This is a genomic window from Cyanobium sp. T1G-Tous, assembly GCF_024345455.1.
Lineage (GTDB): Bacteria > Cyanobacteriota > Cyanobacteriia > PCC-6307 > Cyanobiaceae > Cyanobium_A.
Map to the genome: position 1 here is coordinate 74,784 of NZ_JAGQBD010000007.1, position 14,609 is coordinate 89,392.

10 protein-coding genes are annotated in these 14,609 nt (G+C 63.3%); 6 read left to right on the forward strand and 4 right to left on the reverse strand.

All coding sequences use genetic code 11. The annotated features are described in order from the left end of the window. Positions 1 to 6 precede the first annotated feature (6 nt). Together KBY75_RS06235 and KBY75_RS06240 are read right to left on the reverse strand one after the other, a co-directional pair. On the reverse strand, positions 7 to 3,162 hold the full coding sequence (locus KBY75_RS06235) for a choice-of-anchor I family protein (RefSeq protein ID WP_255023356.1): 3,156 nt from the start codon (positions 3,160 to 3,162) through the stop codon (positions 7 to 9). 281 nt (positions 3,163 to 3,443) lie between these two features. After that, positions 3,444 to 4,070: a TVP38/TMEM64 family protein gene (locus KBY75_RS06240; protein WP_255023357.1), complete on the reverse strand. Its 627-nt coding sequence runs from the start codon at positions 4,068 to 4,070 to the stop codon at positions 3,444 to 3,446. Positions 4,071 to 4,178: 108 nt separating this feature from the next. Between KBY75_RS06240 and KBY75_RS06245 the strand changes: the two genes are divergently transcribed. Genes KBY75_RS06245 through KBY75_RS06260 form a run of 4 tightly spaced genes read left to right on the forward strand, consistent with a single transcriptional unit; the run spans position 4,179 to position 8,104 of the window. Further along, entirely contained in the window at positions 4,179 to 5,282 is a 1,104-nt protein-coding gene (locus KBY75_RS06245; RefSeq protein WP_255023358.1) for an efflux RND transporter periplasmic adaptor subunit, read from the forward strand. Continuing rightward, positions 5,279 to 6,472, forward strand: coding sequence for an ABC transporter permease DevC (devC, locus tag KBY75_RS06250; RefSeq protein WP_255023359.1), 1,194 nt, complete (start codon positions 5,279 to 5,281; stop codon positions 6,470 to 6,472). Before KBY75_RS06245 ends, devC begins: the two co-directional genes overlap by 4 nt. A gap of 2 nt (positions 6,473 to 6,474) precedes the next feature. Further along, the gene (locus KBY75_RS06255) at positions 6,475 to 7,188 is read left to right on the forward strand and encodes an ATP-binding cassette domain-containing protein (RefSeq protein WP_255023360.1); all 714 of its coding nucleotides are present in this window, start codon (positions 6,475 to 6,477) and stop codon (positions 7,186 to 7,188) included. Positions 7,189 to 7,243: 55 nt separating this feature from the next. Further along, on the forward strand, positions 7,244 to 8,104 hold the full coding sequence (locus KBY75_RS06260) for an NAD(P)-dependent oxidoreductase (protein WP_255023361.1): 861 nt from the start codon (positions 7,244 to 7,246) through the stop codon (positions 8,102 to 8,104). Between the two features lie 6 nt (positions 8,105 to 8,110). Here KBY75_RS06260 and KBY75_RS06265 read toward each other — a convergent pair whose 3' ends face one another. Beyond that, the gene (locus KBY75_RS06265; protein WP_255023362.1) at positions 8,111 to 10,897 is read right to left on the reverse strand and encodes a valine--tRNA ligase; all 2,787 of its coding nucleotides are present in this window, start codon (positions 10,895 to 10,897) and stop codon (positions 8,111 to 8,113) included. 74 nt (positions 10,898 to 10,971) lie between these two features. Between KBY75_RS06265 and KBY75_RS06270 the strand changes: the two genes are divergently transcribed. Next, entirely contained in the window at positions 10,972 to 12,240 is a 1,269-nt protein-coding gene (locus KBY75_RS06270) for an extracellular solute-binding protein (RefSeq protein ID WP_255023363.1), read from the forward strand. Next, on the forward strand, positions 12,237 to 13,463 hold the full coding sequence (locus tag KBY75_RS06275) for a mechanosensitive ion channel family protein (protein ID WP_255023364.1): 1,227 nt from the start codon (positions 12,237 to 12,239) through the stop codon (positions 13,461 to 13,463). Before KBY75_RS06270 ends, KBY75_RS06275 begins: the two co-directional genes overlap by 4 nt. Here KBY75_RS06275 and KBY75_RS06280 read toward each other — a convergent pair. After that, positions 13,456 to 14,280 (reverse strand): hypothetical protein, encoded by an 825-nt coding sequence (locus KBY75_RS06280; protein ID WP_255023365.1) that lies wholly within the window; start codon positions 14,278 to 14,280, stop codon positions 13,456 to 13,458. The two genes, KBY75_RS06275 and KBY75_RS06280, sit on opposite strands and share 8 nt — an antisense overlap. Positions 14,281 to 14,609 lie beyond the last annotated feature (329 nt).

Consider the following 14,609-nt stretch of genomic DNA (forward strand, 5'->3'; position numbering starts at 1 on the left):
GAGAACTCAGATGGTTTGTTGAATCAGATCGATCTGACCACCTTCCCCCAAGTAGCCGGAGCCGCCGATGTTGCCGTCCTTGATGCTGTGGGCCTGAACATTGGCCAGGAAGTAAGACCCAGCTGTGGAGTCGTAAATCGCCGAGACATCGATAATGCCCGAAGACTCCCAGTTGCCAACGCCATTGAGGTCTGGGTTGGTGTAGGTGGGCTGGGTCTGCCCATAAGCCGTAGGAAAGGCGGTGCGGTCGATCTGGGCCCAGCGGGTGGGATCCCCAATGGAGTCACCGGTGATCGAGTCGATTTCCAGCTGCCAGATCGAGGCCTCCTGGGTGCCGAAGTTGCCGGCGCTGATGTCAGTGCCGCCGCCGTTGGCCCGGTCCTCCTGGAGGTAGGCAAAACCATCGGCACTGATGGTCATGTTGTCGGGGTTGCGGATGCCGGTGGTGGGGTCATCCAGCAGATCGCCGTCGTAGACAACCTTGAGCACCGATTCACCAGAGGCGGCAACCAAGCCATCACTGCCGAAGGCGTCACTGAAATCCAGGGTGTAGACGTTGCCGTAAAGATCACCCTTGTTGAAATCAGCCGTACCGGTGGATACGAACACCGCCTGCTGGCTGTTGAGAGGATTCACCTCGCCGTCTTCGATCCGGCTGAGCTGCAACGCACCGGCATTGACCGCCAATTCGCGCAGGGCGGGAGCGCCCAGACTGGCGTAATCGGCATTAAGGCTTGCCAGATCAACCCAGCTGCCGTTGATGGCTGTATTGATGCCATTCACCTCGGTGAAGGCGAACAGATCGGAAGAGTCCGGGCCTGTGCTCGCACCAGTCTCGTAACCATCGAGCGCCGTGGTGACGTAGGTGTAAAGCGTCCCCTGGCTAGCTGCCAGGCCATTGCGCTCCAGGAAGCTGGCATCTGCCGCTGTGCTCTTGGTGCCCACCCACATGTAAAGCGGGGCCTTGGCGTCGTCAAAGAGCAACACCGCCACCGTGTCGGTGCTGCCGGTGTCGATGCTTGTGGCCGACTCCCAGGTGCCCTTGCCGAAGCCCACCACCTCGTGGATGGCGCGGCCATTCACATCAAGGGCAAAGAAGGAGCCACCAGCACCCACGAACTCCTCTTCACCCACTAAGTAGATGCGATCGGCAAAGCCCATGTCTGCACCGAAGCTGTTGGCTTCCACCAGATTTGCGGCGCAGAAGCGCTTGAATCCGGCACCAAGATCGGCAGCCTCATCGATCGCCGTGTCTGAGCCATCTAGGTAGATGCTGTCGTAGGCCAGGCCACCGGCAATCACGGCACTCTGGTAGCCGTTGCTGGCGTCATCGTCGACGTCCTTATCGATCACCAGGCTGCTAACGCGGGCGCCAGTGAAGCCACCCTCAACCCCAGGCAGCAGGTAGCCATAGCCGCTGGTGGAACCGAGCTCGCTATTCACCAGGAGGGTATAGGTGCCATCGCCATTGTCGTAAGCACCCTGGCCATCAAAGATGCTGGTGGGGGCGTAGACGCTGTCGCCCGGGTTTAGGCCATTGGTGAATTCACCGGCCGTGAGCAGGCTGGTGATCTGCAGCTCCGGGCCACCCTCCACATCCTTGAGCATGGTGCTGGTGAAGGTGCCGGCACCGGCCACAGGAGGCGCCGCGATCAGGGCCTCGAGGTCGAAGATGTTGAGAGTGTTGGAGATTTCGTTAGACACCACCAACTGCGTGCGGCCCGTGGGGCTCTGCTTGGCATCTACCACCAGCAGGCCTTCAGGTGAAATACTTCCGGCGATCACCGTGCTGGTCACAAACTGACCGGCGGTGGGATCGCTCACGTCGAACACGGCCAGCATCGAGCTGACGCCCCGCTCCAGCGAGACGATGGCGTAGGTGCGGCCGTCCACCTTGGCGACCACCACGCCCTCGGGCTCCACGCCCTTGTCATCGCTTCGGCTATCGGCGTAGTTGCTCACCAGAATTGGATTGCCATTCTTATCAGTGGAGGGAACCCACGCCGCGAAAGCAATGGTCTGCAGAGTGTTGCCGCTGTCCCACAGGATTGCACCGGTATCAGCATCGAAAATACTGATGCTGCGGCTACCGAAGGTGGTGATTCGATCTTCACTGCCAACGGTGGCGTCATCTGTCAGGCGCTTCACTCGGTCATTGTCAAAACCGCGCTCTTCATCGATGTAGACGGGATCATCCTCATCAGGATCAGCACCGATGGCGAAATACTCACGGCCATCACCCTCGTTGGCGGTGATGAAGTAGTCCTTACCCTTGACGCTGTAGGCAGCGATGCCGTCGGCCATGCGCAGGCCCTCATAGTCCTGGCCCAGCACGGGCTTGAAACCACCATCCTTGTCGTTCAGATCCACCAGCAGGGTGCTGTAGTCGACCGTGCCCAGAGAGAAGATCTTTTCGATCGTGTTGGTGGCCAGATTCACCTTGGCCACGCCATTGTTCTCTTGCAACGTCACGTAGGCGTAGATGCCCTGGATCGCGACGTATTCAGGCTCGATGTCGGTGGCCTGGGTGGTGCCAGCGGGACCGGAGATGCGGATGCCCTCCGGCAGGGCAATATCATCAAACAGGAGTTCGGTATAGGTGAAAACAGGGTTCACGCGACCCTGAATGTCGATGATGCCGATGCTGCCAGGGCGATCCAGTGTGTAATCGGCCGCAGGCTGGCCCTCATTGGCAATCACCAGCTTGGTGCCGGTTTCATTGAAGGCGATCCCATCGGGCAGATAGCCAACCGGAACATCGGCAATCTTGGTGAGCGTGCCGTTGACGCCGACGCGATAGAAGCGCACCAGGCCCTGGCCGCCGGTGGTGTCGTAGTCGGCCGGCGACAGGGCCACAGCCAGGAGATCTCCGTAGCTGGCTACTGATGTGGAGACGTAGCCGTCGCCATAGGACTCACGGCCCACCAGCTCTGGCTGGGTGGCATCGGTGGCATCAGTCACCTGCAGGGTGCTGCCGCCGCCGCTGGAGAGCACAAACAACTTGCCGCCGATGGTGACGGTGGCGGAAATTTCGGTCTGGAACTGTTCTCCCGAGGTGCCAGTGGGCGTCAGGTTGAGAGTTCCCAGCAGGGGAGCTTCGGGTGCTTCAGCAGGCTGACCAGGGAATGCATTGCTGTTGGCCAGAGCCGGGGCAGCAGGCACTGCTGCTGGTGCGGCTGCAGGTGCTGGTGCGACTGCAGATGCTGCTACTTGAACGGCACTCTCAGATTTGCGGGCAGATGCCGGGACTTCGAAATTGACGCTGGATTTGGCCTTGGGGGCGGGAGCCCATGGATCAGACAAATTCGGTCTGACATCACCGTGGCTTGAGCACCAGCCCCCGCTGTTTATGGCCTGGTTAGGAATTTAGGCAAAATTGGCAGTAATGTCGTAAAGGCAACAAGTGCACCGCATAGCTCATCACAAAGCCCCTCTAATCACAATCAATCCTTAACTTGAAGTGCCCGCTGCGCCGCCTTGCCAGCCACCCACACCGAGACCACGGTGGCCAGCAGGCCCACAATCCGCAGGGCCCAGGTGCCGGCATCGGCCTGGCCGGAGAGCACTTCGCCGAAGCGGGCCACATCGCCGGCCAAGGCGCCCAGGCCGCAAAACAGGATCGTGCCGGGCAGGATGCCGATCAAGCCAATGGTGTAGTCGCGCAGGCTCACCTCACTGAGGCCATAGGCGAAATTGAGCAGGGAGAAGGGAAAGGCCGGTGAGAGGCGGGTGAGCAGCACCAACTTCAGCCCCTCCCGGCTCACCGCCTGCTCGATCGCCAGCAGCTTCGGCACCACCGCCAGCCGCCGGCGGGCCCAATTGCGCATCCAGGTGCGGCCGAGCAGGAAAGCGGCCTCGGCCCCCAGGCAGGCCCCTACAAACACGATCAAGCTGCCCCACCAGGTGCCATACAGGGCGCCAGCCAGCATCGAAGCCCATACCCCCGGCAGCAACAGGGTTACCCAGAGCGCGTAAAGGGGCACAAAGGCCAGGGCACCTGCAGGGGAGCGCAGGAGGTCAAGCAACTTGGCTGTCGTCTCAGGATCCAGCCAGTCGCCGGGGATGGGCATGGATGAACGGAAGCTGCGACAGCCATCCTGCAGCGTGAAGCGTGGGTCGGCTGGTCCTAGTCGGCGGCCGCCACCCGCTCTACAACGGGTAAAGAAAGAGAAGCTGCCATGGCAATCCGCCCCTCGGGTGCACCGAGTCGACCGTGGCCCCGCTGGCTGGTGCCCGGCCTGGCAGCCCTGGCCCTGGCCGGTGTGGGGATCGGGCTGGCGGTGCGGCAGAACCAGCGGCACCAGGCTGAACGGACCCAGCAGCAGCAACCACTGCCGCGGCGGATCGCCGCCCTAGGGAGGGTGGAGCCGCTCGATCGGGTGGTGAAGCTGTCGGTGCCGGCCTCGCTCAGCAACGATGCCGTGCGCGAGCTGCGGGTGAAGGAGGGCCAGCAGGTGAGCAAAGGCCAGGTGCTGGCGGTGATGGACAGCGCCCAGAGCCTCGATCGCAGCGTGCGGGAAGCCCAGGCGGCGGTGCAGGTCGCGGAGCGCAAGGTGACGGCCCAGGCCAGCGTGATCAGCCGCTACCGGGCCGAGCTGACCCAGGCGACGGTGGAGCTGCGGCGCTACAGCCAGCTCTACGCCCAAGGGGCCAGCAGCGCCGAGGTGCGCGACCGGCGGATCACGATCGAAAGCACCAGCCGGGCCAACCTGGAGCAGGCCCTCAGCGACGAGGCCACCCTGCGAGCCGAACGGGACGAATCGCGGGCGACCCTGGCCCGCGATCAGGCCGAACTGGCCAAGGCCACGATCCGTGCGCCCTTCGGCGGCACGGTGTTCAAGATCAATGCCTACCCGGGCGACAAGGTGGGAGATGAGGGCATTCTCGAGTTGGGCGACAGCAGTCGCATGGGGGTCATCGCCGAGGTGTACCAGACCGACCGGGGCGGCATCACCCTGGGCCAGCGGGCGGTGATCAGCGCCGACGGCTTCCCCAACAAACAGATGGAGGGCAAGGTGGTGGAGATCGCCCGCCAGGTGAGCCGCCAGAGCGTGTTCAGCGGTCAAGCAGGCGAAAACCTCGACCGGCGGGTATTCGAGGTGAAGATCGGCCTGGGGCCGGAGGCGGCCGCGATGGCCAGCGCCATCAACTACCTGCAGGTGAACGTGCTGTTCGAGCCACTCACGCCCGAGCAGCAGCGCGAGCAGCGCCAGCGGTTGGAGCAGCTGGTGGACCAGCAGCGGCGCGAACAGAGCGGCCTGTCGCAGCCGAGCCCACGATGAGCCAAAAGATCCCGCGCCTGCCACCTTTGCCCTTGGTGCTGCGCCGCACGCCCCTGGCCTGGCGCCAGGCGATCCACCGGCCAATGCGCCTGGCCGCCGCCATCGCCGGGGTCAGCTTCGCCAACGTGCTGGTGTTCTTCCAGCTAGGGCTCTCCGGCGGCCTCTACGACAGCCAGAAGCGCCCGATCCAGCAGATCAACGGCGAATTGGTGATGGTTAGCGGCCGCTACCTCTACCTGGGTGAGCAGGTGAACTTTCCCCGTGCCCGTCTCACCCAGGCCCTAGGGGTGGAAGGGGTGAAGGCCGTGACACCGCTGTATTTGGGCCTGAGCCAGTGGCTCAACAGCGACACCCGCCAGCAGAAACAGGCGCTGGTCTTCGGCATCGCGCCGGAGAACCCGGCTCTGCGACTGCCCGAGCTGGCCAACGATCGGCTGCTGCTGCAACGCGGCGATGCCCTGCTATTCGATGTGCGATCCAAGGCCAACGCCGGTCCGGTGGCTGCCACAGTGCGGCGCGAGGGCAGCTACGAGACCGAGCTGGGCGGCGTGCGGTCGGTGGTGACCGGTCTTTTCTCGCTGGGGCTCACCTTCGCTGCCGATATCAACCTGGTGACATCGGCCACCAACTTCAAAAACTATTTCCCCAACCAGAGCGCCGACGACATCCAGATGGGCGTGATTCAACTGCAGCCAGGCGTAGACCCGCTGCGGGTGAAGACCACCCTGGCCACCTTCCTCGATCCCTCGGTGAAGGTATTCACAATTGAGGAGCTAGCCGCCGCCGAGGAGGCTTACTGGCGCCGCAACAGCTCCTTCGGCCTGATCTTCGGCCTGGGAGTGCTGGTTGGTCTGGTGGTAAGCGGCATCATTGTTTATCAGATCCTCTACTCCGACGTGAGCGATCACCTAACGGAGTACGCCACCCTCAAGGCGATTGGCTACGACGACGGCTTCGTGGTGGGAATCATCCTGCAGGAGTCGCTGATCCTGGCCCTGCTGGCCTTCGCCCCCAGCCTGTTGCTCTCGCTGGGGCTCTACGGCTTCCTGGCCCGCTCCACCTCACTGATGGTGGTGATGAGCGCCGGCCGAGCGGTGCTGGTGTTTGCCTTCACCCTGGGGGTGTGCGGCGTGTCGGGCTGGCTGGCTACCGCCAAGCTGCGCCGCCTTGATCCAGCCGACATCTTCTGACTATGGCGCCACCAATCACGCCACCAATCACACCCCTGATTACGGTCGAGCACCTCGACCACGCCTTCGTGGAGGCTGGTGCGGCCAAGCCGGTGCTCCACGACATCAGCCTGACCGTGCAGCCAGGCGAGATCCTGATCCTCACCGGCCCCTCAGGTTCGGGCAAAACCACTCTGCTCACCATGCTGGGCGGGTTGCGGGCGGCCCAGTGCGGCAGCCTGCGCATCCTGGGATCGGAGCTTCTGCACGCTGATCGGACCACCCTCACCCGGCTGCGTCGCCAGGTGGGTTTCATCTTCCAGGCCCACAACCTGCTGCCCTATCTCAATGCGCTCGAAAACGTGCGGGTAGGCCTGGAGGTACACCCCAACTGGCTGGAGCGAGGCCGGCCGGCGATGGACGAACGCTGCGCGCTCATGCTGGCCGAGATGGACCTGGCCGAGCGAATCGGCTACTACCCCGAGAAGCTCTCCGGCGGCCAGAAGCAGCGGGTGGCGATCGCCCGTGCCCTGGCGCCCCAGCCCCAGCTGCTACTGGCCGATGAGCCCACTGCCGCCCTCGACAAGGATTCGGGCCGGATGGCTGTGGAGCTGTTCCGGCGCCTGGCCGACGAGCAGCGGGCGGCGATCGTGATGGTGACCCACGACAACAAGATCATTGACATCGCTGACCGAGTGGTGAGCCTGGAGGACGGCCGACTGGTGGCGAGCGCCTGAGCCCAGGCCCTGAGCCTGCCCCCGGTAGCTTGAGCGCCGCCACCCCATCCTGCCAATGGAGATCAGCCTGCTGGGCACCGGACTGCTGGGCGGCGCGATCAGCGAGCGGCTGCTGGCCTGCGGCCACCGGCTCACGGTGTGGAACCGCAACCCCAAGCGCTGCAAGCCCCTGCTGGCCCTGGGCGCCCGGGCCGCCGCCAGCCCCGCTGAGGCCGTAGCCGCCGGCGAGCTGGTGATCACCGTGCTCAACGACGGCCCCACCACCAGCTCCGTTCTGCTGGAGCAGGCCGGCATGGCCCTGGCGGGCAAGCTTGTGCTGCAAGTGGCCACGATCGCCCCTGGGGAAAGCGAGGCTTTGGCAACTGGCTTGGCTGAGCTTGGTGCCGAGCTGCTGGAGACGCCGGTGCTGGGCAGCAAGCCAGAAGCTCTCTCCGGCTGCTTACAGCTGATGGTCGGCGGCAGCGCCGCGGCCCTGGAGCGGGCCCGGCCCGTGCTCGCCCACCTGGGCGGCGGCCCCCACCACCTGGGGCCGGTGGGGGCCGCCCTCACTACCAAGCTGGCCCTCAATCAATTGATTGCCAGCCTCACCCATAGCTTCAGCCTCAGCCTGCACCTGGTGCAGAGGGCGGGCGTGGATGTGGAGAAATTCATGGCGATCCTGCGGGCCAGCGCCCTCTACGCCCCCACCTTCGACAAGAAGCTGGCCAAGGAACTAGCCGACGACTACGTCAACCCCAACTTCCCCACCGCCCATCTACGCAAGGACCTGCAACTGTTTTTACTCGCTGCAGCTGACGCAGGAATAAACAGCGAGGGGCTCAGCGGCCTGGCCCAGCTGCTGGAGCGATCCACCGCAGCCGGCCTAGACGACCTCGACTACAGCGCCCTGCATCGACTCACGGGAGGCTGCGACTAGGCCAGATCAGCCCAAATCCCCCAGGCGCCTGCGGGCCAGGGCCGCCTGGGCTTCGGCTTCGGCCAGGTTTGCCTTGCACTCCAGCACCACCTCAGGTGGGGCCTTATCTGCAAAGTTGGGATTGGCAAGGCGACCCGCCAGGCCCTTGATCTCCCTATCTGCCTTGGCGATGTCCTTCTCCAGGCGGCCGCGCAAGGCATCGAGATCCACTAGGCCCTCGATGGGCAGCAGCACCTGCAGCTCACCACTCACGCCGGCCAGGGCCCGCGCGGCAGAGCTGGCGGCGGTGGCGGCGGGATCGAGCACCGCCACGCTCTCGGCTCGGGTGAGGGCGGTGATGTCAGGGCTGGCCTCCTGCAGCAGGGCTGCCAGCTCAGCGCGGCCAGTCACAAACGACACCGGCGCGCTCTGATTGGGCTTGAGCCCCGCCAAAGCCCGCAGGTTGCGCACCACCCGAATCGCCTCGATCAGCTCGGCAAACTGGGCTTCAAGCTGGCCGTTTAGAGCGGCCTGATCAAGCGCCGGCCAGCTCTGCAGGGCCAGAAAGCTGCTCTCTGGCTGGCCAGTGAGGCCGTGCCAAAGCTCCTCACTCAGGTGCGGCATCAGCGGATGCAGCATCACCAGCAACTCGCCAAGAACCTTGGCCAACACGGCGCGGGCGGTGCGCTGGTCGGCAAGGGCTGCTGGGCTCGGGTTTTCACCTGGGTTGAGCCGCCGCTTGATCAGCTCCACATACCAATCGCACACCTCGTTCCAGGCGAACTCATAAAGCCCCTTGGCCGCCTCGCCCAGGCCGTAGTTGCCATAGCGCTCAGCCGTATCAAGGTTGACTCGCGCCAGCCGCGACAGGATCCAGCGATCCGCCAGCTGCAGCGCCGCCGGATCCGGCTCGCCCAGCGAAGCGGGCATCTCGCCCCCCAGGTTCATCAAGGCGAAACGGGTGACGTTCCAGAGCTTGTTGGCGAAGTTGCGCGAGGCCTCCACCGTGGCAGAGGTGTCGGATTTGCGGTCGTAGTCGAGGCGAATGTCCTGGCCGGCCCCCGCCACCTCACGCACTAGGGCAAAGCGCAGGGCATCGGCGCCATAGCGCTCAATCAGCAGCAGCGGGTCGATGCCGTTGCCAGAGGACTTGCTCATCTTGCGGTTCTGTTCATCCCGCACTAGTCCGTGGATGTACACGTCTCTGAATGGAATCCAAGGGGTTCCAGAACCTTCCCGGCCACTCATCAGGGCGCCGGCCATCATCGTCATCCGGGCCACCCAGAAGAAGATGATGTCGAAGCCCGTCACCAGCACGCTGGTGGGATACCAGCGCTCCAGGTCGGCAGCATCGGCATGAGGCCAGCCCAGGGTTGAGAAGGGCCAGAGGCCGCTGGAAAACCAGGTATCGAGGGCGTCGGGGTCCTGCTCCAGCACCACGGGATGGGCGTGGGTGCCAGTGCCGTAGATGGATTCGGCCTTCGCCATGGCTTCTGACTCATCACGGGCCACCACATAGGGCGTGGTGTCGGTGATGGCACCGCCGGTTTCGCTCACCACAAACCAGGCGGGGATGCGGTGGCCCCACCACAACTGGCGGGAGATGCACCAGTCGCGGATGTCAGTGAGCCAGTCGCGGTACACCTTGCTCCAGCGCTCCGGCACGAAACGGGGATCGGCGTTCTCGAGGGCCTCCCGGCAGCGGGCCGCCAGCGGCTCAGTTTTCACAAACCACTGGGTGGAGAGCAGCGGCTCCACCGGCACCTTGCCGCGATCTGAGAAGGGCACGCTGTGGCGGTAGTCCTCCACCTTCACCAGGAAACCGCCTTCCTCCATGGCAGCCACCACGGCCTGGCGGGCCTCGAAACGATCGAGGCCCTGGAAGCGGCCGGCGGCCTCGTTCATCGAGCCGTCCTTGGCCATCACCGTGATCAGCGGCAGGTTGTGGCGCTGGCCGATCGCGAAGTCGTTGGGATCGTGGGCCGGGGTGACTTTCACGCAGCCGGTACCGAACTCCGCATCCACGTGGTCGTCAGCCACGATCGGGATCTCGCGGCCCACCAGGGGCAGGGTCAGGGTCTGGCCCACTAGCTCGGCGTAGCGCGGATCCTTGGGATTCACCGCCACGGCCGTATCCCCCAGCAGGGTTTCGGGACGGGTGGTGGCCACTTCCAGGAAGCCGTTGCCGGTCGTGAGTGGATAGCGGAAGTGCCAGAGATGGCCGTCCACCTCCTTCATCTCCACCTCCAGATCGCTCACCGCAGATCCCGAGGCGGGGCACCAATTCACCAGGTATTCGCCCCGGTAGATCAGCCCCTGCTCGTGCAGGCGGTTAAAGGCCTCGATCACGGCGGCGCTGCAGCCGGCGTCGAGGGTGAAGCGCTCGCGCTGCCAGTCCACCGAGTAGCCCAGGCGCCGCAGCTGGCCCACGATCGTGCCGCCGCTCTCGGTCTTCCAGGCCCAGGCCTGCTCCAGAAAAGCTTCGCGGCCTAAGTCTTCTTTGCGTTTGCCTTCGGCTTTGAGCTGCTTCTCAAGGATCGTCTGCACGGCGATCGAGGCGTGATCAGTGCCGGGCAAGCACAGAACGTTTTTGCCGCGCAAGCGCTGGAAGCGCACGATCGTATCGATCAGGGCCGTGTTGAAGGCATGGCCCATGTGCAGGCTGCCGGTCACGTTCGGCGGCGGGATCACCACGCTGAAGGGCTCGCCGGGGGCGGCGGGATCCGGGTGGAAGGCGCCGCTGCTCTCCCAGGCTTGCTGCCAGCGGCTTTCCGTGCCCGCCGGGTCGTAGGTCTTGGGCAAGGCGTCGGTCACGGCGTAGCTGGGGCTGGGGGGCCATGGTCGCAAAGAGCCACCGCAGCGGGATGATGGGTTAGCTCGTGCCATCCATGGCCCCGCCTCCTGCCGCTCATAAATCCCAACGCCGGCGCGACCGCCTGCTCAGCCTGCTGGGCGGCCTGGCCCTGCTCGCCCCCCTCGGGGGCTGCACCCTGGGCCGTGAGTGGCCCAACGTGGTTTACGTGGCGATCGGAGCCAACAAAGACCAGCTCATCACCGCGGAGCTGAAAGAGCAATTTCAGGATCAATTGGTAAAGGTGGGAGCGCGATTCCGCCAGATCCACCCCGACACCCATTTTCAATTCGGCATTTACCCCGAAGATGAGATGGTGGAGGTCATGCGCCGGCGCAGCCGGAGTGGACTCGCCCCGGATCTGCTGCTGGTGAATGGCGACACGGCCCTGCGCTTGCGACAGGCCGGCCTGGTGGATCCATTCCCCATCCGCAAGGACCAACTGGCCATCTTCAACGAAGAAGAGGTGAGGCGGTTGCGCAGCCCGGATGGGCAACTGGCAGGCTTGCCTTTGCTGGTGCAGACCCAGTTGAGCTGCTTCAACCGCCAGCGCCTGAGCGAACCGCCGGCGACCTTGCAGGAGCTGCTCAATGCCAGTGCCAACGGTCACCCCATGGGCCTGTCGCTGGACGTCTATTACCTGTTCTGGATCGTGGGCAGCACCGGAGCCCTTCCCGCCATGGACCAAGCCGTGCTGGGACACTCGCTCAACCCGGCCGATCGCCAGGCCCTGACGGGCTGGCTGGCCTGGATGCAGAACGCCAGCAACCAGCAGCGGGTCACCTTCTTCCCCGACCAGCCAACAGCCGAAGCCGAATTCAAGGCCGGCCGGCTCGACTGGATCCCCTGTCGCAGCACCGTGCTGCCCCAGCTGCGCCGGGTGATGGGGAGCGCCCTCGGGGTGGCCCCTCTGCCGGATGGGGAAGGTCACCTGGCCAGCCCGATCAACCGGCTGCGGGTGCTGGCCCTGGGCCGCAGCTCGAGCGCGGCGGGGCGTCGCCGCGCCCTGGCCTTCAGCCTCTACAACGTCAACCCGCTCACCCAGCGCACCCTCACCCTGGGATCCCAGACGGTGCTACCCGCCAATCGCTTCGTCACCGTGCCGGTGCAGAGCTCCCAGGTGCTGGCCGCCATGGTGGCCGCCGCCAACCAGGGCCTCCAGGCCAACAGCCTGGTGACCCTGGTGCACACAAATGACCCCCGCCTTCCCCGCGTGCAGACCCTGCTGACCGAGCTGGTGTTCGGGGAGAGCAGCCCCGAGGGCGCCAGCACCGAGCTGATCAAGATCCTGCAGGCACGCCCATGAAAGAGCTGCTGCTGGAGATCTTCGGCTGGCTGGGCTACCTGGAACGGCCCACTGTGCTGCTGCAGCTGGGCCTGGTGATCGCCGTGGTGCTGCTCACCCGACGGGCGCGGCGCCGCCGCTGGCTGCCGGCGCTGCCGCTGCTCGCCTATACCCCCGTGGGGATATTGGCCCTGGCCTTGGGCTGCGGGGCCCTGGCCGCCCTGGGACTGCCCCAGGGGCTAGCGAGCCTGCTGGGGCTGCAATGGCTGGGCTGGTACGGAATCAGCCTGCTACCCCAGCGGCTGCATCAACTCGAATCCCGGCTGCTGCGGCCGGCCTACCTGATGGGATCTGCCCTGCTGCTGATCCGGGAGGTCGACAACTTCAACGACATCGCCGTGATCCAGCTGGGCGAGGTGCTGGGGGTGTCGGTGAGCTTCGGCAAGCTGTTCAACGCCCTGGTGGTGATCTATCTGGTGCTGGTGGGCTGCGGACCACCGGCGGCCGGTGTGGCCTGGCTGGCCCAGCGCAGCCTGGGCCTGAGCGACGGCAGCCGCAAGGCCATGGAGCTGATGCTGCGCTACCTGGTGGTGAGCCTGGGGCTGGTGGGCGTAGCCATGCACCTAGGCATCAACACCACAGCATTAATTGCCGTGGCGGGCGGCCTATCGGTAGGCCTGGGCTTTGGCATCAAGGAGGTATTTTCCAACTTTGTAAGTGGCATCTGGCTGCTGTTTGAAGGATCCGTACGTCCAGGCGAAGTGCTGATGCTCGACGGCGATCCCTGCGAAGTTCGAAGTCTTGGACTGCGTGCCACCTTGCTTTGGCGTGATCGTGACAATGCCGAACTACTGATCCCCAACCAGACCTTCTTCACCGAGGCGGCCACCACCTACACCGCTAGCGACCGCATGCGCCGCAGCCAGGTAAGCATTGGCGCCGCCTATCACCACAACCCAGCAGAAGTGATTGCCCTGCTCGAGGCCACAGCTCTGGAAGTGGCAAGGGTGCTTCCCCAGCCAGCCCCGAAAGCCCTACTGCTGAACTATGGCGACTACGCCATTAATTACGGCCTGCGCTTCTGGATTGCCAACCCGATGGATAACGTGGGCATCTGTAGCGAGGTGAACCAGGCGATTTGGCAGGCCTTCCGCAATAACAACATCGAAATTCCTTTCCCACAACATGTGGAATATTCTATGCAATGGCCGCCTGAGCAACATCAAACCAACAAATTTACTTAGAGGCAACCCTAAGGCGATCAACCGCCTTTTCCAACAATTCGATCGACACGTCCTCTGCCGAATTTATGTCAGACAGGCCGAAAGGATTATCAATATCGTCGATCAAGCGCAACAACAAAATTACAATAAAGGAAATTACTGCAAGAAAAAATACAGACTCGGGAAGGTTTTCAGCTTTTGCCATTACCAAACCCGCAAAGAGGAGCACTGCGGCTATGTCTGCCATCCAATAGACAAGCGGCACAAATGATGTATCTCGTATGGCTTGGACCCGATTAACCTTTGCAAGAACTACTGCTAAATCCTGCATAAGCCTTCCCCTCAAAGTAGACGCATCACCCTTGATCTGCAGCGCAGCACCCACCACCGCTGCATGAGCTTGAGTGTGGCACGCCAGCATTTGCTCAGTACTGATCCGCTCCTTCAACCAATCCAGCAAAGACTGGCCAAGGCCAGTTACCGCGGAGAGGGCTGGAGCAATCTGAGCCTCAGGGTGATAGATCTGAATCGCCTGGATTTCCAAATTGAGCGTCTGAAGAGAGGTCGCTAATTCAGCAGGTATTTTCTCACTTTCTTTAAAGTCGGTAAGCACACCATTCAACAAAAAGCCCAACAAAAAAATAGTCGATGCAACCATAGCCGAAAACAATTGATTAACGCTTATTCGCTCAAGACCACAAAAATGAACTGCAACTTTGACAGCACAAAGCACTAGGACCTGCATAAAGACGCCACGCACCTTGCGAAGACGCCTGAGCCTTGCAGCTGAAAACCTAATCAAAGGCAATTTTTTGATTTGACGCGGATCAAATGCCAAAGTTTATTCCGTTTCAATGAGAATTACAGCTCTCCCCTCCCTCCACAGGTATTGCAGAACACAAGCTGGTGCTCGCACTGCACCTTGGGCCCTAAATTAATTTAAAAGCTCCACGAAGCCATGGTTGAAGATTTCTTGCGCGCAGTTCGTAGCAACGAAGATCTGCAACGCCAGCTGCGCGGTGTCACAACTGCTGCTGGTCTAGGGAGACTCTGGAGAACCAGTGCCATTCGCGGGACAATGGCCCTGTAATCGCTGACCAGGACTGAGGTAATGGGTGGCAAGCAGCTCGGCTTCTCTGATTACGAGCTCACCACCGCCAAAAAGCA